Genomic DNA, 25,566 nt, shown 5'->3' on the forward strand with positions numbered 1-25,566 from the left:
ATCAAAAATTGTTTTTGATGCTCGATGCTGTGAGTGCCCACACAGATTGCTTGATTCAAATTGTTAAAGAGCGTCACGCTTATCGCGTTGAGGAGGCGCATCTTACGCCCCTCACTTCGAAAGTCAAGCGGTTGTTTTCGCTTTTCTTTCGGCGCTCACCTCACCAGGAGGCTAGCTCATCAGTTCGGCGTGTTCCGCCGTGCTGGTAGGGGCGCATTATAGGGAGGCCGATTGCGATGACAAGGGAATTTTTGAAGAAAGTCACGGAAACTTCAAATTATCCAGTTAGAAACAACTTACCCAGTGTATATATACAATGTTATCCACAAGCTGATGATTTCAGCCCTCTTTTATTGGCATTTATCAGGATCTTCCTGGCTGAAGGAATGCCATACTGAAGCGGATAATTTGCCTCAAGTGGTCCATGGTAGCGTCTGGTCGTAAAGCTGGTTACCATGAAGGTGAATAGAGTGTTGCACCTTTTTTGCTTTCATTTACAAAAGGTCTTTAAAGATGAATTTATCCAAGTTTCCCGTTTATGTGCAGGCAGCAGTTCTTGCTCTGGTATTGGCGCTGCTCGGCTATCTGGTTGCCCAGGCCCTGCAGTTCTCTCTGAAAGTCGAAGTCATTTTTGCCGCCGGTCTGGCCATTGGCGGTTTCGTGGTACCGCTCTTCCTTAACCGTGCGCCTGCCACCGCCCTCGAACAGGCGACCAGCCAGGAGACCTGTACCTTATATGTAGGCAACCTGCCCTATCGCGCCAACGAGATTGCGGTGCGCGAACTCTTTGCCGAGCAAGGTCAGGTACTGTCAGTTCGTCTGATGAAGGACAAGGCCACCGGCAAACGCAGGGGCTTCGGGTTTGTGGAGATGCCTGTCGCCGATGCGGCCAAGGCCATCGCCGCGCTCAATGACAAGGAGTATCAGCAGCGCACCCTGAAAGTGCGTGAAGCAAATGACAAGCGGGACCGGGATGAGAAGGACGTCAACGACGTCGACGCCTGATATTCAGTACACCACCTCTTCGAGTGACGACAGCCCCCAAGCTTGCAAGGGGGCTGTCAGTTTCTGGGCCCCTGCATCCAGTCGCGTGCAGTAGGCACGTCCCGTCCCCTCGCCAGGCGCCTGGACCGGCAGTGTCGCCAGCAGATGCGCCACCCGCCTTGCCACGGCAAGACCCGAATCGACCAGTTGGCATTCCGGCATCAGTTGTTTGATCTCTTCGTTGAGCAAGGGGAAGTGGGTACATCCCAGCACCAGGGTATCCGGCCTCTCCTCCCCTTCCATCCAGTCTGCGAGCACCTCTCTGAGCAGGGCTATATTGACCGGCAACCCCGCCAGCTTGCGCTCGGCTTCGATAACCAGTTCGGTTGCCCCCTTCAGCAGCACATGCTTGCCCGGGGCGAACTGGGCGATGAGTTCATGGGTATAGTCACGGCTGACGGTGCCGGGCGTTGCCAGCAGACCGATGTAGCCGTTACGGGTCAGGGCGGCGGCAGGCTTGATCGCGGGGACCACGCCGACCACGGGAATGCTGAGTGCGGTACGCAGGGATGGCAGGGCAATGGTGCTGGCGGTATTGCAGGCGATCACCACCAGATCGATGGCGTGCTCGGCCACCATGTGGCTGACCAGTCCGGTACAAGCCTCGATGAGGGCCGCCTCACTCAGCTCGCCATAGGGAAAGTGGGCATTATCGAAACTGTAGAAATAGTTGTGCTCCGGCAGAGCGCGACGGATCTCCCCATAGACAGTCAGACCGCCCATACCGGAGTCGAACACGAGAATATTGGCCACCTGAGCTCCCCCTTGAATGCGAGGCCGCGATCATACTCCCGCCCGGCGCCAATAGAAAAGGCCCTGCCAATGGCAGGGCCCCTGATTTTTCAGAATCCAGACAAGGGGATCAGAGTGCGTAGTCCACCGTCACATAGTAGGCACGCTCGTCAGCCGGGTAACCCACCGAGGTCTGGTACTCCTTGTCCAGCAGGTTGCTGATCTTGCCGGAGACCTTCCAGGACGGTGCAACCTGATAGCCCACCGCCAGGTTCCACACGCTGTAACCGCCCAGCTGGGTGGTATTGGCCGCGTCACCATAACGCTCACCCTGGTAGATCCAGCTCAGGGAGCCATCGAACTGCTGCCACTGCGCCTGGCTCACCCACTTGGCACCCTTGCTGGAGATCAGCTGCAACTGCTTGTCGGTGGCCTTGTCCTTGGGATCCTTGTATTCGGCGGAAACGCGATGGCTCAGCCAGCCGGTCTCGAACTCCCCTTCCAGTTCAACCCCTTCAATCCGCGCCTTGCCGACGTTTTGCGGCGTCCACATGCCCTGGCTGTCCGGTGCCCACTGGATCATCTGCTCGAAGTCGTTGCGATAACCGGTCAAGCGCCACTCCACACCAGCGGTCTGTCCGTCCAGCATCAACTCGTGGCTTTTCGACTCTTCCGGCTTCAGATCAGGATTGCCGGACCCCGGGTAGTAGAGATCGTTGAAGGAGGGGGCACGGAAACCGGTGCCGTAGCGGGCACTGAGGCGATAATCCTCAACGAAGCGCCAGCCAGCGCCGGTTTGCCAGGTGTTGTGACGTCCGAACTGCTCGTTGTCATCGCTGCGACCGCTCAGCTCGGCCTGCCAGACCTGGTTGTCAAACTGGGCCAGGGCATAGAGCCCGGTGTTGTCACGCTCATCGGCGTCACTCGGGAAGGCGACGCCAGAGGAGCGGGAACTATCGTCCAGCATGTCGCGCTGCCAGTCGGCGCCGCCCCCCAGGGTCCAGCTCTCGTCCAGTTTGACACTGTTGACCCAGTTCAGGGTGTATTGACGGGTATAGAGTCGATCAGCGGACTGATCGCGGCCGCTGGTATCCGGGTAGTCGTAGGCATCCTGTTTGGAGAAGGCGCCGCGCAGTTCGCTCAGGTAGCGCTCGTCATGATAGCGGGAGCCGAGCTGGTAGCTCTGGTTCTCGGTCCAGGTCTCGTTGCGTTGATGAAACGCCGGGCCCCAGGCGGAAGCGGCAGAGGATCTGTCGTACTGGGCAATGTTGCGGAACCAGCGGGTCGTACCGAACAGATCCCAGTTGCTGGCCAGCGCCTGCTGATAATCCACCATGGCGTTGTAGCCCCGGTGGCCATGCTTGTCGCCATCGTTCACCCCGACGATGGGATGCACGTTGTAGCCGGTCTCGTCATCGAAACCACCAGCGACCTTGATCTGACCCGCATCACCCACCTGGCTGGCGCTGCTGAAGGCGGCCTGACGCTGCTTGTGGGAGCCCGCACCCAAGTTGAACTTGTGTTGATTGGTCCCCTGATCCGGGCGAGTGATGATATTGATGACCCCACCGATGGCATCGGATCCATAAATGGTGGCGCGCGCACCGCGGATATATTCGATCCGCTCCACCTGGTTGAGGGGCAGGTTGTTGAGCTCGGTCATCCCGGCGGTCAGAGAGGCGCTGCGCACCCCATCCACCAGCACCAGGGTCTGGGAAGAGGTGCCACCACGTACCCGCAGCGAGCTGAGCTGGCCGCGGCCGCCGTTGCTGACCACTTCCACGCCGGGCAGGGTCTTGACCACGTCGGTCACGGTCTGGGCTTGCAGGCGATCGATCTCGTCACGGGTCACCACGTTGACGGGAGCCAGCACACTGGAGGCAGGCTGGGCGACACGGGTAGCGGTCACCACCATGGTGGGATTGACGGGGATGGTCAGTTGTTGGGCAAAGGCCGCCGTTGGCAACAGGGCAGCCGCCAATAATGTCTTGGACATGAGAGATCCTTAAGTTCGCGTAAGCATCTACTTCGTGGCCGGTTTCTCTCGGCCCGAAATACGAACTTTGGCAGGTCTTCGGGCTTGGGGGCTGATGGCCTACGGCGACGGCTTCCCACCTGACGGCAGTGCCCTGATGTCGCTTCGTTCCCCCTTACCGCTGCGCGCCAGCTCCGGATTCTCACCGGATTCCCTTTTAAGCGTGATGCGCCAAAGCGGGGGGATTATAGGCAGAGCCGTCTTGGATGTATAGCCATCTGGATTTCTAATGTCGTTTTTACCCAAAGTCGGTGCCAAGTGGCGCAGATCCTCGCCCCCTCTCGTACCTTGAGGCTCGTTGACCGTCATTCGAGCGGGTCAAACACAAGAAATGTTGAGCCAGATCCCACGGCTTTTTGGTAACATGCGGCAAACGTTTGACATCCGAGGAAGCCGTAATGACGACCCCCCCTATGATCGGCCTGGTAATGGGCTCCGACTCTGACTGGCCCGTGATGCAGGCCGCCGCCCGCATCCTCAAGGAGCACGGCGTACCCTATGAAGCGCGCGTCGTATCCGCCCATCGCACCCCGGATCTCCTGTTTGAATATGCCGCCAGTGCGCGCGATCGCGGTCTGCGCGCCATCATCGCCGGCGCCGGCGGCGCAGCCCACCTGCCGGGCATGCTGGCCGCCAAGACCACGATCCCGGTGCTGGGCGTGCCCATCCCCACCCGCCAGCTCAAGGGGATGGATTCCCTGCTCTCCATCGTGCAGATGCCCAAGGGCGTACCGGTCGCCACCTTCGCCATCGGCGAGGCGGGTGCCGCCAATGCCGGTCTGTTCGCCGTGTCCCTGCTCTCTGTCGCCCAGGATGGCGACGCTCCCCGTTATCACCAGCAGCTCGATGGCTTCCGCGCCAAGGAGCGCGACCGGGTGCTGGCGCTCACCCTGGAGGAGCCGGCATGATACTGCCCCCCGCCACTTTGGGTATGCTCGGTGGCGGCCAGCTCGGCCGCTACTTCGTGATGTCTGCCCACCGTCTCGGCTACAAGGTGATCGTGCTGGACCCGGACCCCATCAGCATCGCCGGTGCAGCCGCCGACGAGCAGATCGTGGCCGCCTATGACGATACCGATGCCCTGCGCGATCTGGCCAGCCGCTGCGACGCTATCACCTGCGAGTTCGAAAACGTGCCCGCAGCCTCCCTGGCCCTGCTGGAGCAGTACAAGCCGGTGCGCCCGGCCGCGAGCGCAGTACGTGTCTGTCAGGATCGCCGGGAAGAGAAAGCCTTCCTGACCCGCGCCGGCGTACCGGTCGCCCCGAACCTGACCCTGCTGCCCGGCGAGCCGCTGCCCGCTCTGCCAAGCGACCTCTTCCCCGCCATCCTCAAGACCGCCCGCGAGGGCTACGATGGCAAGGGGCAGTGGACTATCCACAATGCGGGCGAATTGCCAGCGGCCCTGGCCGCCAGCGGCGTCCCTTGCGTGCTGGAAAAACGCCTGCCGCTGGAGGGGGAGTTTGCCCTCACCCTGGCCCGCAGTCCGAGCGGTGCCATCAGTGCCCTGCCCCTGGTGCAGAACTGGCACAGCGGCGGCATCCTGGATCAGACCCGCTCCCCGGCCAATGTGCCCGCCCTGGAGCGCGAAGCCCAGCGCATCGCCGAGCACATCATCGCCGCCCTCGACTATGTGGGCGTGCTGACGGTGGAGTTCTTCCTGGTCGGCGGTGAGCTGCTGGTCAACGAGATGGCCCCCCGGCCCCACAATTCGGGTCATCCCAGCATCGACAACGCCGGTTGCAGCCAGTTCGAGTTGCAGGTGCGCGCCCTGTGCGATCTGCCGTTGCCGGCACAGGCTGAGGTTCAGCCCGCCATCCTGCTCAATCTGCTCGGGGATCTGTGGCAAGACGGCACGCCGGACTGGGCTAGCGCCCTGGCCCTGCCCGGGGTGCACCTTCACCTCTATGGCAAGGGCGAAGCCCGCCCCGGCCGCAAGATGGGCCACGTCACCGTCACTGGCCGCGACTGGCCGGCGGTCGAGGCCACCGCGCACCAGCTGCGCGCCCTGCTGGGTCTGCCCCCACGCTGAGTCCACCCATTGACATGCAAAGACCCGGGCCAAGGCCCGGGTCTTTTTTTATGACTTGAGAAGCGAGAGGGATCAGGCCCTGTCGACAGCCGCAACAGGAGCCGGCAGGCGGATGGTGAGGGAGAGCACCAGCGCCACCACCAGCAACACCAGAATGAGGTTGAAGGTCGCCATGAAGCCGCCGAACAGGGAGGCCACGATGGAGCCGATGATGCTGCCCAGACCAAAGCCCAGATAGATGACGCCGTAGTTCTTGGTCAGGTTGTTGAGGCCGAAGAAGTCGCTCACCAGCGAGGGGTAGACGGTGATGGTACCGCCGAAGCTGAACGCTACACAGGCCACTGCCACGAAGAACAAGTTGGCATTGAGCGGCACGAACAGCAGCAGCGCCATGCCCGCCAGGGTAATCAACTGGGCGATGGTGATGACCCGGATACGGGACATCTTGTCGGAGAGGATGCCCAGCACCAGCCGGCCACCCAGGTTGGCCATGGCGATGATGGCGACGGCGTTGGCGGCGACCACGGCCGGCAGGCCCACCATCTTCTCGCCGATGTCCTTGGCCACGCCGATGACGTAGAGACCGCTCATGCAGGCGGTGAGGAACATCAGCGCCAGCATCCAGTACTGGGGCTTGCGCATCGCCTCGGCCAGGGTGAAGTCACGGCTCTCGCTCTGCTGCACGGCGGCCACCTGCTTGGGCGCATCCTTCATCAGCATGCCGCCCACCAGCACCATGGACATGGCGATCAGCCCCCACAGCTGGAAGGTGGTCTCAAGGCCGTTGCTGGAGAGCAGCAGCAGGTTGATGTACTTGAAGCCCAGGCTGCCGAGGCCATAAGCACCGATGGAGCAGGCGGAGATGAGCCCCTTGCGCTCCGGGAACCACTTCACGCAGTTGGAGAGGGTCATCAGGTAACCGGTACCGTCGGCAAAACCGACCAGGATGCCGGCGCAGAGGTAGAGCATCGCCAGGTTGCTGGCATGAGCGGTGAGGAAGAAGCCGATGCCGAGCAGCACGCCAGCGCCCAGGGTGACGTTGCGCACCCCGAACCGCTCCTGCAGCTTGCCCGCCAGGGAGGAGGCCACCGCCAGGGAGAGGCTGAGCAGGCCAAAGGCGAAGGCGACCTGGCTCACCGGCTCGTCCAGCTTGTCGGAGAGCTGGGCGTTGAACAGGCTCCAGGTGTACACGGATCCCAGCGCGAACTGGGTGATGATGGTCCCCAACAGGGTGAGGTAGCGGGTGCGATTCAGATCGATGGTCATGATGCGTCTCGAGGAATGGCCTTAAGGAAACTGGGGCCACTATAGGCAAGACGCCGCTCCCGCCGACCGATTAAGGCATGAAATGCAGATCGGCGGGAATGAATGACAATCAGAGCCGCATCAGCTGACGGAATGCCTTGATGTTGCTGCGGCTGACCGGTACCTCGAACGGCAGGTCATGGAGCCGGATGAGATAGGTGCTGTTGAACCAGGGCACTATCTCGCGGATCTTGTTGATGTTGACGCAGTAGGAGCGGTGGCAACGAAAGAACCCCTCGGCAGGCAACCGACTGACAAACTCGCTGAGGGTCATGGTCATCACGTAGCGATCGGTACGGGTGTAGACATGGGTCAGCTTCTCGTCGGCTTCCGCGTAGTAGATCTGCTCGCAGGGGGTGACGATGATGCGCTCCCCCTTCACCAGATTGACGGTGCGGTTCTGTGGCGTCCCGGACTCCGCACCCTGGGGCTGGGACTTGCCCGCCAGTTCGAGCTTCTGCAGCAGATTGATGAGGCGCGGCTCGTTGTAGGGCTTGAGGATGTAGTCGAATGCCTCCAGCTCGAACGCCTCCACCGCAAACTCCTTGTAGGCGGTGACGAAGACGATGTGGGGCGGATGGCTGGACTTGTGCAGGTTCTTGGCCAGCAGCAGGCCGTCGATGGCGGGGATCTGGATATCCAGAAACACCACGTCCACCTCGTGATCCTGCAGATACTTGAACGCCTCCAGCCCGTCCTCGAAGCTCGCCACTATCTCGATGTTGCTGTGCTGCCCCACCAGAAAAGCCAGCTCCTCGCGGGCCAGATACTCATCTTCCACAATGATCGCTTTCAGCATGATATTGCCCCCATAAGGAGCACAGGAGAGGCCAGCTCCTCCCGTGTCAAACATTCGTCTTCCACTATGATGGCTTTCAGCATGGCATTGCCTCCTGATCAGGCAGATAGAAACAGACTTCGGTCCCCGGCTCCAGCCGCTTGAGGTGCAGGCCGTCGCCATAGAGCAGCTTGACCCGCTGATGCACGTTCATCAGACCGATGCTGCGGCTCTCCACCCGACCGGCGGCGACCCCGTCGATCACCGCCTGGCTGATGCCGTAGCCGGTGTCGCGCACCGCGACCCGGATGCCGCCCGCCAGCTGCTTCACCTCGATGGTGACCCGACCCGGCGCACTGCGGGGCTGGATGCCGTGCAGGATGGCGTTTTCCACCAACGGCTGCAACAGCAGGCTCGGCACCTGGATATGCACGTCGTCCACCTCGAACACCACCTCCAGCTTGTCGCCGAAGCGGGCCTGCTCGATGGCCACGTAGTCGCGCACCTGCTGCAGCTCCTCCTGGATGTCGATGAGGGTGTCCCCCTTGTTGAGGTTGTAGCGCAGGTAGTCGGCGAGGTTCGCGATCAGCTGGCGTGCCTGCTGGGGACGGATGCGGATCAGCGACGAGATGGCATTGAGGGCGTTGAACAGGAAGTGGGGGTTGATCTTGCTCTGCAGCGCGGTGAACTCCGCCTTGCGGGTCATCTCCTTGAGCTGCTCGATACGCGACACCTCCATCTGGGTGGAGATGAGCTGGGAGAGACCCACCGCCATCTCCTTGAGGGAGCTGGTGATGCTGTGGGTGCGGCGATAATAGATCTTGAGGGTGCCGCTGACGGCGCCGTTTTCCCGCAGCGGAATAATGATGACCGAGTGAAAATCGGAGAGGTGATACTGGCGCAGATCGTTGTTGATGATGATCTGGTCCAGCAGCACCGCTCTGTGGGTCATGTCGCTGATGGCGTGATGCTCGTCCAGCTCGTAGTAATCCTTGCCCACCCCCACATAGGCCAGCACGTCGCGGGTATCGGTGATGGCCACCGCATCGGCGCTGATCTCGCTGCGAATGATGCCGCACACCTGGCTCAGGGAGTGGCGATCGATGTTCTGGAAAAACGGCAACGTCTTGTTGGCGATGTCGAGCGCCAGCTTGGCCTGCTTGGCGGCAATCAGCTCCTTCTCGTCATCCAGATCCTGCACCAGCTTGATGATGAGCCCGATACAGAGCGCACCGGCGATCATCGGGTAGGCAATATGACTGACTATCTCCACACCTACCGCATGGGGCTCGGTCAGTTGCCAGATAAGCAGCATGGTCAGCCCCTCGCAGGCCATCCCCGCCAGGATGCCATAGAGCCAGAGCCGCGACTTGCGACAGCGCAGGTGCAGCCAGGTGGCCAGCAGGCCGGCGATGATGCTGGCGATGAGACAGGGAATGGAGGTGTGGCCATCCATGTCGATGAGATAGCGGTGCAGCCCCGAGATGACCCCGGCCGGAATGCCGACCCAGGGGCCGAACAGGATGCCGCCCGAGATGATGGCGATGATCCGCACATTGATGAGGGCCCCCTCCACCGGAATGCCGGTGTAGGTGCTGAACACCGCGAACAGACAGAAGATGGCCGCCACCAGCACCAGCTCGGCCGGGGTGTGGTCACGCTTCTGGAACAATCGCTGAAACGGCCGGGTGCGGGTGAGAAGAAAGAGCGTCATCAGCATCAGCGCCGCCCGCTCAAACACCGCCAACAACATCATCTGATTTTCGAGCATGGCTCTCCTCCGTCAATGGCATGGCGCCAGGGGGCGGATCATACCCCTTATCTGCCGCCGACTCATGGGCGAATCCGGGGAGAGCGGTTCAGCTTTCGGGGAAAGCGCCGATAAGAGGAGGCCCTCGCCAAGGAGGGCCCAGTCCGACAAAGGAGATAACTATGTTTCAAAAAAGCATGGTGCTGGCAGTGATGATCGGTTGCAGCAGTGCCGCCGTTCACGCCAATACGCAGGTGAGCCAGCTGAACTGGCAGGCCACCGCCAGCAAAGAGACCAACATGGAAGTAGCGCTTACCCACCCAGGCCTCCAGGCCATCAATTCGGATCCGGCACAGGCTCCCGTCCAGATCCTGGCAGCAGACCTGAGCCACCCGGATTTCAACACCACCTATCGTTTGCAAGCCCGCGCACTCTACGGCTCCCTGCCACAGCAGGATGATCTCCGGATCACGCTGGCGCTCAACGGACAACCCCTCGAAGCAAGCCGCGCCCTCCCCCTGGCCCAGGCGACCCGCTATTACCTCAGCTATCAGGCCCCGTCAGCCAGACCGGACCAGGTGGGCGAAGCCGCCTATGAGTTGATGGTGTACTGGCTGGGCTGACCACAGGAGCCGAAGGCATGTTCCCATGCCTTCATTCCTCCCCTTCCATCACCTGCAGTTGGGTCGCCGCCAGCCGAACGACCTCGTACTCTTGCTGCAAACGGGCCAGCGCCTCGGGCAGCCTGGCCTGATCGAGCTCCCAGGATTCTATTTCGCTGCAGGTCGCCACCAGTTTCAGAGTGCCCATGATCCTGGCGCCCCCTTTCAGGCGATGTATGCGGTCGATGAACTGGCCGACATGCCCCTCCTCCGCGGCCCGTTGCAATCCCGCGATATCGTCGTCACTGGCCCGCACGAACTCGGCCAGCAGAGGCACCATCAGGGTCGACTGGTGTGCGGTCAGCGGCCCCAGATACCGCCGGATCTCCTCCATGCAGACGACCATGTCACTCTGCTCTTCCCGCTGCATGTGCCGACGCAGGCAGTGATCGAGCGCCTCCAGTCCGACGGGCTTGAACAGACAGTCATCCATCCCTGCCGCCTGCCCTTCATTGATCTGCTCCTGCCGCGCATCGGCCGTCAGCCCGAGGATCACGGTGCGTCGCCAGCCGTGCAGCCGCTCCAGCTCCCGGCATTGGCGAACCAGCTCGAAGCCGTTCATGCCGGGCATGTTGAAGTCGGTCATGATGACATCCACCCTGGCTTCGATCAGCAGCCGCAGCGCCTCTTCTCCCGACTCGACGGCCGTGGCGTCATGACCCAGATAAGCCAGTTGCTGGCTGACCAGCAACCGGTTGGCTGGATGATCGTCCACGACCATGATCTTCAGTCGCCGCACCGGCTCCACCGCCGGCTCCTGTGCAGGCGTGGCGGGCATCGCCACGGCATCGGCCACCGGCAGCTTGATCTCGATACTGACCCGGGTCCCCTGCCCGGGCGCACTCTCCAGTTGCAGGGAGCCGCCCATCGTCTCGCACAGGGAGCGGGAGATCATCAGACCCAGCCCAGTACCCGACTGCTGGATTTTCTCGGGTTGGCTGGCCTGGCTGAAGGGCTCGAACAGCCTGGCCTGCTCGGCCTGATCAATGCCGATGCCGGTATCCAGAATGGTGAGCTGCACGGTACACCAGCCATCGCTGACCCGGGAGGCCAGCGTCACCGTGACCGACCCACGCTCGGTGTACTTGATGGCGTTGCTGATCAGGTTGGAGACGATCTGCTTGTAACAAAGACCATCGATCTGCACCCAGGAAGGATTGCCCGTGACGAGATCCAGCCGCAGATTTTTCTGCCTCGCCAGCGCGGTAAAGACGGTAACGACCGATGCTGTCAGGGTCACGATGTCATGGGGTTCGGGGGCAAGTTCGAACCGGCCAGACTCGATCTTGGAAATATCCAGGATGTCGCCGATGAGGCTCAGCAGATCGCTGGCCGAGCCATGGGCAATGGCGAGGGAGGCCTGATCCTCCTCGTGCAGCCGACCCCGCTTGAGCGCCAGTTCCAGCAAGCCGATGATGGCATTCATGGGGGTACGGATCTCGTGGCTCATGGTCGCGAGGAAGGTGCTCTTGGCACGGTTTGCCTCCTGGGCCTCCTGGCTGGCCACCGCCAGCTCATCGAGCAGGCGTACCCGTTCGCTGACGTCGATCCAGCCTCCCACGCCCCCCTGCACATTGCCGTCCAGATCGTAGTAAGGCTGAACCCAGTGATAGACGTCGACCCCGCCCGTCGGCAGGACCAGACGGTGATCCCCCTCCTGGGCACGGCGGCTGTCACAGGAAAGCACCAGATCCCCGTGCAGGGGAGCAAGAAAAGGCCAGCGCGTGCGCGCGTCGTCCAGGCCCGTGCCGAGCAGGCTGACCTTGGGCTCGCCAAGGAAGCTGGCATAGCTGCTGTTGCACAGTACCAGGATCCCGTTCAGATCCCGCGCATAGATGGGGTGAGGTGTCCCGTCCACCAGATCGGCGATGAACTTGAGCTGGGTGCTCAGCGCCCCCTCCACCAGTCGCCGCTCGCGGATCTGCTTGCGCAGGGACAGCCCCCACAGGCCAACCCAGAGGGTCAGCAGCAGGATCAAGGCGATAAAGACCCCGAACTCCTGAATCAACTCCTGCCAGGTGATGGCTTCCTGCTGGGGGCTCACTCGCCAGCGGTTGGAGAGCCCCTCCAGCTCATCCGGCGGAATGATGGCAATCACCTTGTCCAGAATGTCCCGCAGTACGGGATGCGCGGGGGTGACCGCCAACGCGGCACCGATGGGGATGGAATCGAACAGCTCCCCCGTAATGATCAGGCTGTCGGGGAATTTGCTGTTCACGTAGTACTTGGCCACCCGCAGCGGCAGTATGGTCACATCGCACACATCCATCGCCACACAGCGCATGGCATCTTCAATCGTATCGAACTGCCGCGACGTCAGCTTGCCGTATTCCGCCTCGATGGCCTGGGTCGAGATAAAGCCTCTGACCATGGCCACGGTGCCGGTCTTGAGCAGCGATGCAGGGGGGACCTCCCGGTGGCGCAGCCCCACCACATAGGAGAGGGGATCGAGGACAAAGGCCCGGCTGAACAGATAGCGGTTCCTGCGCTCGGCAGAAGGGCTCAACACCCCCGCATCCACCTGGCCGCTATCCAGCAACTGGGTCATCTGCTCCGGCGTCTTGGCAGGCACCACCTCGAGCTCCACCCCCAGCTTGGCTCGCATGACCTGCAGCAGATCGGCGACCACGCCGTGCATGGTACCGGTGACGTCATAGAAACTGAGGGGCGGGATGCCGCTGTTCACCGCAATCCGGATCTTCTCCCGTTTGCTCAGCCATTCCCATTGCTCGCGGCTCAGGTCGATTCTGCTGGCACCGATGGAGAGGCCCCCCCCATTCCAGCGCTTGGCCACTTCCGCCCGCTTGCCCTCGAGGATCTCCCCCAGCGCGATATCCATGATCCTCTTGAGTCGCCGCTCCTTGGGATTGAGGGCAAAGGCAAAACCGGCGGTATCGATATAGAGCGGCTTCAATAATTGAATGCTGCTCTGATAGAACTTGTTGACGATGAAATTGCCGGAGATCATGTCCACCATGACGGCATCAACCTGACCATATGCCACCGCGGACAATGCACTATAGCGGGATGGGTATATTTTAATTTTGTAGTCCGACAGATAGCGCATGATGTCCATGAACGGCAAATAATACTCCGGCACGGCTACTGTTCTTATTTCTCGCTCTTTGACCTGAATGTTTTTATAGATGGCAGGGTCGTCAGCAATATATTTGTCAGTCAGCAGAAGATGCTGTTCCCGCTCATAGGAATTGGAGGTACTCAGCAGATCGATCTCCCCCCGCTGGAGCGCTTCAATGGCAGCCGCCCTGGAGGGATATCCCTTCACCAGGATCTCGATGTGCAGCAGATGGGTCAACATGCCGACGATGTCGGCCGTCACCCCTTCATAGGCATTCGCCCTCAGGGTGATGTCCATAGGCGGGTTGTCAGGTCTGGGCACTCCCAGGATCAGCCGCTCGCGCTCCTGCAACCAGCGCCACTCCTCCCCATGCAGCGGCAAGGGGCTGGCATCGAGGTATTCCCCGCCATCCCGCGAATAGACTTGCAGCAGGGGCTCTTCCGGTTCCTGGGCCGCCAGCGGCCACACCCAGACCAGCGCCAGCAGAAGCAACAGCAATTTCGCCCTGTTCACAGCAGTTTCTGCCGTCTGGCCAGACTGATCAGATCAACGATGTTGGTGATGTTGAGTTTCTTCATCAACCGGGTCTTGTAGGTACTGACGGTTTTCTCGCTCAACAGCATGCTTTGGGCAATCTGCTTGTTGGCATGACCCTGACAAATCTGCAGCAGCACGCTCATCTCGCGGGAAGAGAGGGTCGACAGCAGATCTTCCCGATCGACCGTATGGGCATGCCTGGCGCCGGCGATGACGTCACGGGGGTAATAGAGTTGCCGCTTCTCTATTTTTGCGATCGCATCCTTCAGCAAATACAAATCATCCAGCTTGGACAAGAATCCCTCGGCGCCAGCTTGCAGGCACCGCACCATAATATGATGAGTGGACTGTGCAGACAGCACCAGAATCTTGGCGCCAATATCCAGCATCTTGATTCTCTTTATCACTTCGATGCCATCAAGCTGAGGTATTCCAATATCAAGAATGACAATATCTGGATGGGTGTTCCTGGCCATGGCGATAGCATCGACACCATTATCAACCTCGCCTAGCACATGATGTTCTTCCTGTTTCAACAACATGTTAACGGCCATTCTTATTGCTGGATGATCATCAACTATCAATACCTTCGCCATATATAGATCCGTTATTCAGCCCTGTCCGACGAGCATATTAACTACAAATCAAGCAACGACACCATACAGCTTGCTCTTGTTTTCAATATGTTAAATAAATATAAAAATGGCATTCTCAAGTTAATCACCATTATAGCTTCATTTATTTTTTATATATTTATCAATATATTGCATTTTATTTGCCTCGTATGGAGCCTGGTGGTGGCCGGGTCCCCTCCCTCGTTGATGTCCCCTCCTTCCCGGTTTTTCCTGTGCTCTTCCTCCCGCAATAAAAGACCTAAAAAACATATAAATCAAATACATGAGACACAACAACCCACTGAAAGGAAAGGGAAAGCAATTATTTTATAAAGTTTGCGCCCCATCATCCTTTGAGATTTTTCCTACGCACCATTCGGTCGATCAAAACAGATCCGATCGTTATCTTAGTCGACGAAAAAACAAGCTGGTCCGAGGAGAAACATATTCCAGGTCCGGCTGCCACGACTGGTCGAATCGTCGCCAACGTGGCAAGGCATGCCCCTGACGGGCAATGAACCAACCGGGTGGTCAATACCATCCAGAAGATATGTAGGAAATATCGTAATGAAGAAGACTCTGATTGCTCTGTCCGTGGCTACCCTGGGCTTTGCCGCCACCGCTCAAGCCGCCGTAGAAGCGTCTGCCGTCGCGACCTGGCAGGCCACTGCCAAGAAAGACACCACTTCCGAGCTGGTGGTCACCCCGCTCTCCAGCCTCTCCTTCCAATATGCCGAAGGGATCAAGGGGTTCAACACCGTCAACGGCCTGTTCGATGTCGCCATCAAGGGTGATGCCAGCGCGACCGACTTCACCCTGAAGGCGAAGAAGCTGAACGGCACCCTGAATCACCTGGGTGGCGACTCCACCGTCGATGTGGGCGTGCTGTGGGGCGGCGCACCGGTCAGCACAACCGCCTACACCACCCTGATCGACACCGCTGCCGGCATCACGGGGGGGAATCTGTCTCCTCTTGCCAACGGCTTCAAGAACGATGCCGAACGCGTCACAGCGCAGGGTTCCTTCACTTTCAACATTGAAAGTGCCACTGCCAGCGGCACCCCCACCACCTTTGACGCCCTGCCGGACGGCCTGTGGAGCGGTGAAGTCAACGTCGAGTTCGTAGCGAACTGGAGCTAACTCATCCACCGCTTACCATTGAGGGCCCTGCGGGGCCCTTTGTTCTCTTAGGGGCACATCATGAACCTGAAAATTGCAGCGATATGGCTGCTGCTCATTCCCGGTATCAGCCAGGCAATCAATGTCGGCGCCGTCACCACCTTCATCGATGCAGGCAGCCAGGAGGTCGCCAAACAGATTGAAAATGGCAGTAACCAGGCCAGATTGGTCACGATCAGCGTGACACGCATCACCTCACCGGAAGAGGGAGGGCAGGAGATCCCCATGGAAGTCAGCGGCGAGCTGATGTTGTCACCCAGTAGGCTGATGCTGCCCGCCAATGCCAAAAACAACGTCAGGTTCTTTTACAAGGGTCCGCAGGATGACAAGGAGCGTTACTACCGCATCCGCTGGCTGGACACGGCGCTCTCCGTCGACGATCAGCGCAACGAACGCCGTCAGGCGGTTGCCACCACGTCAGCACAGATAGGCACCATTCTGGTGGTAACACCACGCCAGCACCGGTTCGCCTATGACCTGAAGGACGACACGCTCACCAACCAGGGCAATGCCTCCTATCGCACGGTAGCGTATGGCCCCTGCCTGAAAGGCGAGGAGCTGTGCAAGGAAACCTACTACGACCTGCCGGGCAAGCAACGCCGGTTCAAGCAGGTCAATATGCGTGATCCAAAGAGCCACCTGGGACTCTGGCTGGGTCAGGAATTCGTCGTCATCAAGTAACCCCCTATCACGGTGCCGCCCCACCCTCTTGCAGGGTGACGGCTCTCGATCTCCACACCCGGAACCATGGTGCTCGATATGTTGAAAAAAGCCTGGCTGTTGCCGCTCTCCTGGCTGATTGCGATGTCAGCCTCGGCCAGCACTGCTGCCCCTCTCAAAATTGCCAACGTCATCATTCCTGCCAGTTTTGCCAAGGCGCTGGAAGAGGGGCTGGCGGTACCGGTACGCCTGCGATACACGGATGAGGACAACAGGATCGACACCCTGACCGACGACACCATCGGCAATGCCACCCTGCTGCTGCAAGACGGCAAGCTGCACTTGTTGCACCTTGATTTCAGTGCCGGCCAGCAGCAAGGCGTGCTGAACGATGCCCTTACCACTCTGCTCTCCAGCAAGCAAAGACGCACCTTTTCTGCCGATGGCGCCTTGCAGATCGATGCCGATGCCAGCATGCAGCTGGACCTCGTCGCCATGCTGCTCACCATCCGGGTGTCACGGGATGCCTTTGGCCAGGCGAGGCAATCTGACAACCGTGTCGCACTGACCCCGACGGTGGACACCCTGACGGGCGTACAGCGCTACAACCTGGGTTACTCCTTCATCAATACCCCCCAGAGCGGGCACCAGGACTCCAATTTCCTGCAGCTGGAGAGTACCGTCGGGCTGGGCGCGCACCATGTCGCCGTGGATGCATCCCTTTACAACCTGGGTGAGCCGGAGCAGAGCGGCGATATCTACCGCGCCATGTACGAACGGGATCTCGATGATCGCCGCATCGCAGCAGGCATGGTCTCGACATGGGACCTGCAGACACTGGGGGTGGTGACGGGCCTGACCACGGGTCGCCTCTACGGCGCATCCTATGGCAACCAGGCGCAATCTCGAAAACAGACCACCAACGAATCGACCACTCCGGTGCAAGTCTTCATGCCCGCCAACGGCGAGGCCAGGGTCTATCGGGATGAACGCCTGATAGGCCTGCAAAACCTGGCGATCGGCAACCAGCACATCGACACCTCCGCGTTCCCCAACGGGGTCTACAACGTCACGGTCGAAGTCTATGTCGACGGCCGCCTGACCAGCACGACCACCCAGCGAGTCACCAAGCTGGGCGGCAATCAGGGCTTTACCCGGGAGTGGGGATGGCAATGGTGGGGAGGCATGATGGAGAACAGCCAGCACAGCGGCGATTCCCCCCTGCTCGGTCTGTCGCTGGCACGCTCGCTGGATACCCTTGATCTGGCGACGACCACCTATGCTTTCAGGGATGCGGCAGTCGGCGAGGCACGCGCAAGCTGGCAGGTCACGGATCGCCTCGGCACCCAGTTGCAAAGCATGCTGTCCACCGATCACTCCTGGCGGCTGGCGTCCAGCCTTTCCTTGCAAGCCCATGACAATGCCTCCCTGTGGGTCAGCCAGGAAAAACTGTATGCAGGCGATGCCCTGGGAGTGAGTGCAACCGAGCTCTACTCTGCCGGCATCACGATCAATCTGGGTGGCTGGGCCAGCGGCATGGGCCAGCTGACCTTCAACACCACGCACGACCGTCAGATGAACAGCGATCGCAGTTATGCGGATTACTACCAGCACCTCTATGCGGGCCGATACGGCAACCTCTCCATGCGCGCCAGCCTGCAGAGCGACAGTGGCACACTCAATGGATTCAGCAACAAGAGCATCACCCTGGACTACTCCATCCCGTTCGACAATCTGTTCAGCTTCGGCATGAGCAGCAACGAGCAGGGCCAGACCACGGCCAACCTCAACTATCAGAAGCGCATGGAGGGAGCCATCAATCTGGCCGCGCTGAATGCCTCCCGCATGATGCACGGCAGCGACACACACAATATGGCGCTTTCCGGCACCCTGGGGTTCGAGAACAGGGTCATCGGCGGCACCATGACGCTGGGTCGCGGTCATGGCGGCGACGTGAATGGCAACCTGATTGCACGGGGTGCCCTGATCACCACGGAGAACGACGTGATCGCGTCCAGCCGGAGCACCTCTGGTTCAGGCCTCATCATCAATACCGGCATCCACCGGGAAGGGCAGATGCTCGCCAAGGTGAATGGACAGGACTACCCCCTGCAAGGGGAACAGACCTTCCTGGCGCTCTCGCCTTATCAGGAATACGAGGTGGAACTGCTCAACAGCAAGACGGGCAAGGACAGCTATGACATCAACACCGGCAAGCAGCGCTACACCCTGTTCCCCGGCAACGTCGCCACTCTGGATGCCGGCAGCAGCATCAAGGAGATGGTCACCGTGTTTGGCGTACTAAGGGCAGAAGATGGCTCGCTGCTTGCTAACGCCCGCATTGACAACCACATCGGCACCACGGTGACCAACGAGGTCGGCGAGTTCACCCTGGACGTGGACAAGGCCAACCCCATGCTGACTTTCCGCCGGGGAAGCGACTTCTGTGAAGCCGACCTGGATCTTGCACAACACACGGGCGCGGCCTGGGTCGGCATCGTGACCTGCCAGGGACTGCCCACCTACGCCATGGTGAGAGAGTATTGAACATGAACATCACACACAGATTGCTGCTGGTCATTGCACTTGGCGCCGGCTGGGCACAGCAAGGCAGTGCGGCTGTCACAAAATATAATCTGGCTGATGCCGATCTTCGTCATTTGCTGTTTATTGAAAATCAGGAGGACAACAATTTATTCATTACCCCAACCGATTATCTGGACCCTCGCCTGTCGGGTGGCAATGCCTGGACGTCCGACTCCAGACAGGTCAGCCTGGCATATGCAGACAATGGCTATAACTACACAGTCACCAACGACAATATCGACATGTGGGAAAACGGCCCGATTCGGTATCCTTATATCAATCAGCGTTGCATAAAGAGCTGGTCTGGATGTGACCCGCAAACGGCAGAAGCGGTCAACAAGCCGAGCGTCGTCAATGAAACAGGTTTCTTTGGATTAACGAAGGCGGCAACTGGATATGCTCATGCAAAATTGAGCGCCAGCTTCTTTGATTACCTGCGTACAATGCCGGTTGGAGCCATCCTGAACAGGGAAATGAACCTCTGCAGGACCACCAGAACCTATGATGCAGCCTCGGGTGAGCGTTGCATAGATCAAAGCAGCGGCACCTGGTATGTGAGAAAGGTACAGCACAAGAAAGCGGGTCATCTGCGCTTTATACAGACCAATGCCATCAGTGAAGTGATCGTGGACAGCAATGGAGCCCCCTATGTGTTACCCGGTTCACAAGGCTGCGAGAATTATCGGCTGGGTACCCGTGATGGGATTCTCTGCCGTTTTCTTGACTACGATTTCAGTCAGGATGGTAGCCAGTCATTTTCCGATCCCTATGTATACACCAACATAAGAAATGCAGCTCTGAACAGCGCCATTGCCAGTGCAGATGTGCAAATGAGCGCAAACCTCACCAATTGGGCAAGCAAGGGCGCAGACTACAAGATCGGCTATCTCAATGGGCAATCGTCTATTTATCTGTTTCTCTCCAGTAATTTTTTCAAACAGGTGGTCAGACTCGGGCTTCAGGATCAACTGACAAGAAGTTTGATTAACTTCAACATGCGAAATGTGAAAGCACCGGAAAGTGGGTTTTATGAATTCAGTGGCACCACTGAAATCGTGATAAAACCACGGGACTTCAGCGTATCCATCTTGTCTTCGGAGGGCGTCAGCAATCCTTACAGGGAGGGGCAGGTCGGAAAAGACATTCTGAGCTTCTCATACAATATCTCTGATAGCGGCCCCATCAGTGCCGATATGCTGGAAATTTCTATTTCACAGGACAGGGGGTCGCCTTATCGGGGATATTGCACTTTCTATCCGGCAGGCACCTTCGCACCTGAACAGGCCGTCCCCATCCCTACAAGGCTGGTCTTCGATTCGGTGGCTCATGGAGCGGGTTCACGGCACGCCATTCGCTGCGATCGCACACCGGTGGATATTCGCACCCTCGGAATACAGGACAATCAACCACCACAGGAGTGGAATGATCCCGTCAACGGCCAGGGCATCACCCGGTTTTACAAGCTGGCGCTGGAATTCGACCTGACCGATCCCATGGTGCAGCGCACCATGGGCGACGAGATGTGGGAAGGCGAGGTGGAACAAAGCGGCACCATCACCATCAAGGGGACCTGGCGCTGACCATGGAGTACAACATGCATCGTCTACTTTGGCCCTTGCTGGGCGGCTTGCTGGCCTCACAGGTCGCCGCCCTCGACATCGGCGCCATGACTCTTGCCATGGCGCCAGAGCAGGAGTTCATTACCAGAACCCTGACCAACAACAGTGCTTCACCCAAGCTGTACGACATACAGATGGAAAAAATCAGCGACCCCACGGCCAGAGGCAGGACACTGCCCACCGTCCCCGGTGAGCTGCTGTTTGCCCCCAGGCGCTTCACCCTGCACGCCAGACATGCCCAGAACGTCAAGTTCTACTACAAGGGGCCCGCCGATGACCATGAGCGTTACTACCGCATCACCTTCACCGAATCACCAGCAGCCCAGGTGGATGAAGGCAGCCAGACGCAGCACCGGGGAACCGTCGAGGTGAAACTGGCCCTGCAGTCCATCCTGGTGGTGCGCCCGCGTCAGTCACGTTTTGCATACCAGCTGGACCCGGCACAGAGCGCCATCACCAATACCGGCAACACCTATTTCGAGTTCATGGTGAAACGGGGCTGCCAGCAGGCGGACAGCAAGGCGGACAGCAAGTACCTGCTGCCCGGGGAGACCTACCACAATCCCGGGATCAATCAGCCGGGCAACCAGAAGCTCATCGTCTACCAGTCCCGCTTCATCCCGGTGGGCAAGGATTGCTGGCCAGACTAGGTGCCCGACACCGGACGGTCAGCAATCCCCAGGGTCAGGAGGAGAGCGTCGCCAGCCTGGCCGCAAACCCCATGAAGAAGAGGCCGATAAGGCCGTTGCCGAGACGGGCCGCCGTCTGGCGCTGACGGAAAAAGCGGGCCATCAGGGTACCGCCGAAGATCAGCAGGGTCAGGTAGACGAAGCTCATCGCTTCCAGCATGCCAGCCAGCACCAGGTAGGAGATCCAGGTGTGGGCATAGCTGAAGTCGATGAACTGCACGAAGAAAGAGACGTAGAACAGGATCGCCTTGGGATTGGTGAGGCTCAGGGTGAGGGCCTTGGTAAAATAGCGCTCACCGGGATCCATCTCGGACGCCGGTCCCGCCTTTTTGGCGATGAAGTTCGCGTGCAGGATCTTCACCCCCAGATAAAGCAGGTAGATGGCGCCCAGATAGCGCACCAGAGTAAACAGCAATGGGGTAGTGCGAATGAGGGACGCGATCCCCAGATAGGCGCAGAAAATGAGAATGGCATCGCCGACGAAGACGCCGAGAGCGGCGCGATAACCCGGGCCTATGCCGCGCACGGCAGCGGTTCGCAGCACGTAGAGGGAGTTCGGGCCCGGGGCGATGATGATGAAGAAGAGACCGACCAGATAGGTCCAGACGTTGATGACACCCAGGCTTTCGAACATGTTCCCTCCATGGCGGGCGATGGGCCGGATAACGGCGGCAGGCCTTCTATACTAATCCGCCCCGCGCCAAGCACAAGATCTGACCAGCCATCCACACGCCGTCAGCATGAACGGCCTGCGCGCCACGCGAACGCAATCCGGGAGTTCGCCCACTTTGGTTATGTCCAGATACGCCGGGATAGGGCATGGTAGAGGGAGTGATCCCCCAGCCATGGACAAGACCTTGAGTACCGACACCCCGATCACCGCCCCGCCCGCGGTGGACAACCCGACTACCACCGCTTATCCGGTGATCGCCGCCATCAGCTTCTCGCACCTGTTGAACGACATGATGCAGTCAGTACTGCTGGCCATCTATCCCCTCCTGAAGCTGGGGCTCGATCTGTCGTTCACCCAGATAGGTCTCATCACCCTCACCTACCAGTTCACGGCCTCGCTGCTGCAACCCCTGATCGGCCTCTATACCGACCGCAGACCCATGCCCTACTCCCTGCCTCTGGGCATGGGCTTCACGCTGGTGGGGCTGCTCTACCTGTCGCAGGCAGGCAGCTTTGGCGCCGTGCTGTTGTCGGCCATGCTGATCGGCATGGGCTCCTCCGTCTTCCACCCGGAATCCTCCCGGGTCGCCCGCATGGCGGCCGGCAACCAGCCCGGTCTGGCCCAGTCTCTGTTCCAGATCGGCGGCAATCTGGGATCGGCCATCGGCCCCCTGCTCGCGGCGCTCATCATCGTGCCGAAAGGACAGGGCAGTGCGGCCTGGTTCTCGTTGTTCGCACTCATCGGGGTCATCGTGCTCAGCTTCGTCGGCCGCTGGTCCAGCCACCATGCTGCCAGCTTCCATCGGCGGATGAGGGCCCATGCCGGCACCGGCCTGAGCCGCCGCCAGATTGGCTGGTCACTGGCCATCCTCGGTCTGCTGATGTTCTCCAAGTTCTTCTACATGGCCAGCCTGAGCAGCTATTACACCTTCTACCTGATGGACAAGTTCCACCTGTCGCTGGAGAGCGCCCAGCTCTATCTGTTCGCCTTCCTGTTTGCCGTCGCGGCGGGGACCGTGCTCGGCGGGCCGCTCGGCGATCGCATCGGTCGCAAGCGGGTGATCTGGATCTCCATCCTCGGCGTCGCTCCCTTCACCCTGCTGCTGCCCCACGTCGACCTGTTCTGGACCTCGGTGCTGTCGATCGTCATCGGCCTCATCCTGGCGTCGGCGTTCTCCGCCATCCTGGTCTACGCCCAGGATCTGGTACCCGGCAAGGTCGGCACCATTTCCGGCCTCTTCTTCGGCTTCGCCTTCGGCATGGGAGGGATAGGGGCCGCCCTGCTGGGCAAATTGGCCGATGCCACCAGCATCGAAACCGTCTATCAGGTCTGCGCCTATCTGCCCCTTATCGGCCTGCTGACCGCCTTCCTGCCCAATATCAGGAGAGGCTAGAGGCCAAGCGGCAGCCAGCGACCGACCATAAAAAACGCGGCCTGAGCAGGCCGCGTCTGGTTCCATCACTCGGGCCGCCTGACACGGCCCGATCCGCTCGGACTCATCCGCCGAGCCTCTTTGTCAGCAGTACGGCCTCTCCCCCAGCCCGACGACCGAGCCCACTGGAAGTTGTCACCCGAGAGGCCGCTGACGGGACCATTCACAGCAAGGATGCGGCATCCCTCAGCAGTACTGGCCTGCCACCCAGCCCGACGACCAGGCCCACTGGAAGTTGTAACCACCGAGCCAGCCGGTCACATCGACCACTTCGCCGATGAAGTAGAGGCCGGGCACGGTGCGCGCCTCCATGGTCTTGGAGGAGAGCGCGTTGGTATCCACTCCCCCCAGGGTCACTTCGGCGGTGCGATACCCTTCGGTGCCGTTAGGCAGGATCTGCCAATCCCCCAGCAGGGTGGCCACCGCCTCCAGCTCCCGTTCGTTGTACTGGCGCATCGGCTTGCTCACCAGCCATCCCAGCTCCACCAGCTTGTCGACGAAGCGCTTGGGCAGCTCGCGCCCCAGCACGGTTTTCAGCTCTTGGGCAGGATGGGCCTGGGCCCAGGTCTTGAGGGTCTCTGGAATGTCGAGATCCGGCAGCAGGTTGATGTGAATCTTCTCCCCCGCCAGCCAAAAAGAGGAGATCTGCAGGATGGCGGGGCCGGAGAGGCCGCGATGGGTGAACAGCATGGCCTCCTTGAAGCGGGTGCCGTCCTCGGCGGTCACCGCCACCGGCAGGCTGACCCCCGCCAGATCGGCGAAGGCCTCCTTGTCGGCCTGATGCAGGGTAAAGGGCACCAGCCCGGCGCGAGTCGGCAGCACGGTGAGGCCGAACTGCTCCGCCAGCTTGAAGCCGTAAGGGGTGGCACCGAGTTTCGGCATGGAGAGGCCGCCGGTGGCGACCACCAGCGACGAGCAGGCGATCTCCCCCTTGTTGGTGTCGAGCATGAAGCCTTCATCTGTCTTGCTGACGGTGAGGATCTCGGTCTGGAACTGCAGGGTCACGCCAGCCCAGTCGCACTCGGTCAGCAGGATGTCGACGATATCCTTGGCGCTGTCGTCGCAGAAGAGCTGGCCCAGGGTCTTCTCGTGGTAGTTCAGGCCATGCCTGTCCACCAGATCGATGAAATCCTGCTGGGTATAGCGCGCCAGCGCCGATTTGCAGAAGTGGGGGTTGGCCGAAAGGAAGGCATGGGGACCGACCTGATGATTGGTGAAGTTGCAGCGACCGCCGCCACTGATGAGGATCTTGCGGCCCGGCTTCTTGGCGTTGTCGAGCACCAGCACGGAGCGACCCCGGTAGCCAGCCTGGGCCGCACACATCAATCCGGCCGCCCCGGCACCGATCACCACCACATCCACCTGTTTCATCGTCACTCACCCATCAAAAGAAAAACGGCCCCTTTACCTTAAAGGACCGTCATTGTACCCGGCAGACACCAGCACAGCGGTACAAGGACACCTGCAAATAGAAAACGGCCCCTTTACAAGGGGCCGTCATTGTACTGACTGAACACTAAGTGTCCACGACTATCAGACGTTGCCGTCCATGATGCTGGCCGGGGCGCCCTTGGCCAGCTCGGCCAGCTCCTTGTCGATGAAATAGAGGCCCTTGCCATCCTCGCCCACCAGGCTCAGACGGTCGACGATGCTCTTGAACAGCTTCTCCTCTTCGTGCTGCTCGGCCACGTACCACTGCAGGAAGTTGAAGGTGGAGTAATCCTGGGTGGTGAAGGCGACATGGGCCAGACCGTTGATGCACTTGGTGATGTGATACTCGTGCTCCAGGGTGGTGCGGAAGATGTCACCCAGGGACTTGAATTCATGGGGAGGCGCTTCGATGGCCCCCAGCACCGGCATGGCGCCGGTCTCGCTCACGTAGGTGAACAGGCGCTCCATGTGCTGGCGCTCCTCGACCGCATGCTGGCGCAGGAAGGTGGCGGCCCCCTCGAAGCCCTTGTCCTCGCACCAGGCGCTCATCTGCAGGTAGAGGTTGGAGGAATAGAATTCAAGATTAATCTGCTCGTTCAACTTCTCGATCATGGCTTTGGCCAACATGATGATTCTCCACTGTGATTTGCCCACGATTGTCGCCACTGTTGCATCCTGACGCAACCAGAGACAACCGACGCACCCCGCAGTTGCGACGACTTTTCACCTCAT

20 protein-coding genes and 1 riboswitch are annotated in these 25,566 nt (G+C 60.0%); of the genes, 10 read left to right on the forward strand and 10 right to left on the reverse strand.

Annotated elements, in window-relative coordinates; translation table 11 throughout:
* Window positions 1-513: 513 nt before the first annotated feature.
* Window positions 514-1,005 (forward strand): RNA-binding protein, encoded by a 492-nt coding sequence (locus AB5Y89_RS18425; RefSeq protein WP_029313407.1) that lies wholly within the window; start codon window positions 514-516, stop codon window positions 1,003-1,005.
* A 3-nt stretch (window positions 1,006-1,008) separates the two neighbouring features.
* Here AB5Y89_RS18425 and murI read toward each other — a convergent pair whose 3' ends face one another.
* Entirely contained in the window at window positions 1,009-1,797 is a 789-nt protein-coding gene (gene murI / locus AB5Y89_RS18430; RefSeq protein WP_368224256.1) for a glutamate racemase, read from the reverse strand.
* Window positions 1,798-1,906: 109 nt separating this feature from the next.
* Complete coding sequence (locus tag AB5Y89_RS18435; protein WP_368224257.1) at window positions 1,907-3,772, reverse strand: TonB-dependent receptor; 1,866 nt, start codon at window positions 3,770-3,772, stop codon at window positions 1,907-1,909.
* A 51-nt stretch (window positions 3,773-3,823) separates the two neighbouring features.
* Window positions 3,824-4,002: riboswitch (cobalamin riboswitch) on the reverse strand.
* 207 nt (window positions 4,003-4,209) lie between these two features.
* Between AB5Y89_RS18435 and purE the strand changes: the two genes are divergently transcribed.
* Window positions 4,210-4,719, forward strand: a complete 510-nt coding sequence (purE, locus tag AB5Y89_RS18440; RefSeq protein WP_029313402.1) for a 5-(carboxyamino)imidazole ribonucleotide mutase — start codon at window positions 4,210-4,212, stop codon at window positions 4,717-4,719.
* Window positions 4,716-5,840, forward strand: coding sequence for a 5-(carboxyamino)imidazole ribonucleotide synthase (locus AB5Y89_RS18445; protein ID WP_319896888.1), 1,125 nt, complete (start codon window positions 4,716-4,718; stop codon window positions 5,838-5,840). Before purE ends, AB5Y89_RS18445 begins: the two co-directional genes overlap by 4 nt.
* Before the next feature lie 72 nt (window positions 5,841-5,912).
* On the opposite strand, the gene AB5Y89_RS18450 is transcribed toward AB5Y89_RS18445, so the two are convergent.
* The 3 genes from AB5Y89_RS18450 to AB5Y89_RS18460 form a co-directional block, all read right to left on the reverse strand.
* A complete protein-coding gene (locus AB5Y89_RS18450; protein WP_368224258.1) occupies window positions 5,913-7,106 on the reverse strand; it encodes an MFS transporter in 1,194 nt (397 codons plus the stop codon).
* Between the two features lie 109 nt (window positions 7,107-7,215).
* Window positions 7,216-7,944, reverse strand: coding sequence for a LytTR family DNA-binding domain-containing protein (locus AB5Y89_RS18455; protein WP_039040685.1), 729 nt, complete (start codon window positions 7,942-7,944; stop codon window positions 7,216-7,218).
* A 76-nt stretch (window positions 7,945-8,020) separates the two neighbouring features.
* On the reverse strand, window positions 8,021-9,694 hold the full coding sequence (locus AB5Y89_RS18460) for a sensor histidine kinase (RefSeq protein WP_039040684.1): 1,674 nt from the start codon (window positions 9,692-9,694) through the stop codon (window positions 8,021-8,023).
* Window positions 9,695-9,855: 161 nt separating this feature from the next.
* Here AB5Y89_RS18460 and AB5Y89_RS18465 point away from each other — a divergent pair, with 161 nt between their 5' ends.
* Window positions 9,856-10,296, forward strand: a complete 441-nt coding sequence (locus tag AB5Y89_RS18465) for a hypothetical protein (RefSeq protein WP_045522692.1) — start codon at window positions 9,856-9,858, stop codon at window positions 10,294-10,296.
* A 31-nt stretch (window positions 10,297-10,327) separates the two neighbouring features.
* Here AB5Y89_RS18465 and AB5Y89_RS18470 read toward each other — a convergent pair whose 3' ends face one another.
* Both AB5Y89_RS18470 and AB5Y89_RS18475 read right to left on the reverse strand, forming a co-directional pair.
* Window positions 10,328-13,927 carry a transporter substrate-binding domain-containing protein gene (locus AB5Y89_RS18470; protein WP_316287166.1) on the reverse strand — a complete coding sequence of 1,200 codons (3,600 nt, stop codon included), beginning with the start codon at window positions 13,925-13,927 and terminating at the stop codon, window positions 10,328-10,330.
* The gene (locus AB5Y89_RS18475) at window positions 13,924-14,547 is read right to left on the reverse strand and encodes a response regulator transcription factor (RefSeq protein WP_045522690.1); all 624 of its coding nucleotides are present in this window, start codon (window positions 14,545-14,547) and stop codon (window positions 13,924-13,926) included. Before AB5Y89_RS18475 ends, AB5Y89_RS18470 begins: the two co-directional genes overlap by 4 nt.
* A gap of 585 nt (window positions 14,548-15,132) precedes the next feature.
* Here AB5Y89_RS18475 and AB5Y89_RS18480 point away from each other — a divergent pair.
* The 5 genes from AB5Y89_RS18480 (at window position 15,133) to AB5Y89_RS18500 (ending at window position 21,259) form a co-directional block, all read left to right on the forward strand.
* On the forward strand, window positions 15,133-15,705 hold the full coding sequence (locus AB5Y89_RS18480) for a common pilus major fimbrillin subunit EcpA (protein ID WP_010672341.1): 573 nt from the start codon (window positions 15,133-15,135) through the stop codon (window positions 15,703-15,705).
* 60 nt (window positions 15,706-15,765) lie between these two features.
* Window positions 15,766-16,425: a fimbria/pilus periplasmic chaperone gene (locus AB5Y89_RS18485; RefSeq protein WP_368224259.1), complete on the forward strand. Its 660-nt coding sequence runs from the start codon at window positions 15,766-15,768 to the stop codon at window positions 16,423-16,425.
* A gap of 78 nt (window positions 16,426-16,503) precedes the next feature.
* Window positions 16,504-18,951 carry a CS1-pili formation C-terminal domain-containing protein gene (locus tag AB5Y89_RS18490; protein ID WP_368224260.1) on the forward strand — a complete coding sequence of 816 codons (2,448 nt, stop codon included), beginning with the start codon at window positions 16,504-16,506 and terminating at the stop codon, window positions 18,949-18,951.
* A gap of 2 nt (window positions 18,952-18,953) precedes the next feature.
* Window positions 18,954-20,570, forward strand: coding sequence for a hypothetical protein (locus AB5Y89_RS18495; RefSeq protein ID WP_319862718.1), 1,617 nt, complete (start codon window positions 18,954-18,956; stop codon window positions 20,568-20,570).
* A gap of 14 nt (window positions 20,571-20,584) precedes the next feature.
* Window positions 20,585-21,259, forward strand: a complete 675-nt coding sequence (locus tag AB5Y89_RS18500; protein ID WP_368224261.1) for a fimbria/pilus periplasmic chaperone — start codon at window positions 20,585-20,587, stop codon at window positions 21,257-21,259.
* 34 nt (window positions 21,260-21,293) lie between these two features.
* Here AB5Y89_RS18500 and leuE read toward each other — a convergent pair whose 3' ends face one another.
* Complete coding sequence (gene leuE, locus AB5Y89_RS18505; protein WP_151027502.1) at window positions 21,294-21,932, reverse strand: leucine efflux protein LeuE; 639 nt, start codon at window positions 21,930-21,932, stop codon at window positions 21,294-21,296.
* 211 nt (window positions 21,933-22,143) lie between these two features.
* On the opposite strand from leuE, the gene AB5Y89_RS18510 reads away from it, so the two are divergent.
* The gene (locus tag AB5Y89_RS18510) at window positions 22,144-23,364 is read left to right on the forward strand and encodes an MFS transporter (RefSeq protein WP_039040678.1); all 1,221 of its coding nucleotides are present in this window, start codon (window positions 22,144-22,146) and stop codon (window positions 23,362-23,364) included.
* A gap of 225 nt (window positions 23,365-23,589) precedes the next feature.
* On the opposite strand, the gene AB5Y89_RS18515 is transcribed toward AB5Y89_RS18510, so the two are convergent.
* Entirely contained in the window at window positions 23,590-24,774 is a 1,185-nt protein-coding gene (locus AB5Y89_RS18515; protein ID WP_368211535.1) for an NAD(P)/FAD-dependent oxidoreductase, read from the reverse strand.
* A gap of 162 nt (window positions 24,775-24,936) precedes the next feature.
* On the reverse strand, window positions 24,937-25,461 hold the full coding sequence (gene ftnA, locus AB5Y89_RS18520) for a non-heme ferritin (RefSeq protein ID WP_368224262.1): 525 nt from the start codon (window positions 25,459-25,461) through the stop codon (window positions 24,937-24,939).
* Window positions 25,462-25,566: the final 105 nt, after the last annotated feature.

Source organism: Aeromonas sp. s4 (assembly GCF_040907855.1).
Lineage (GTDB): Bacteria > Pseudomonadota > Gammaproteobacteria > Enterobacterales > Aeromonadaceae > Aeromonas > Aeromonas caviae.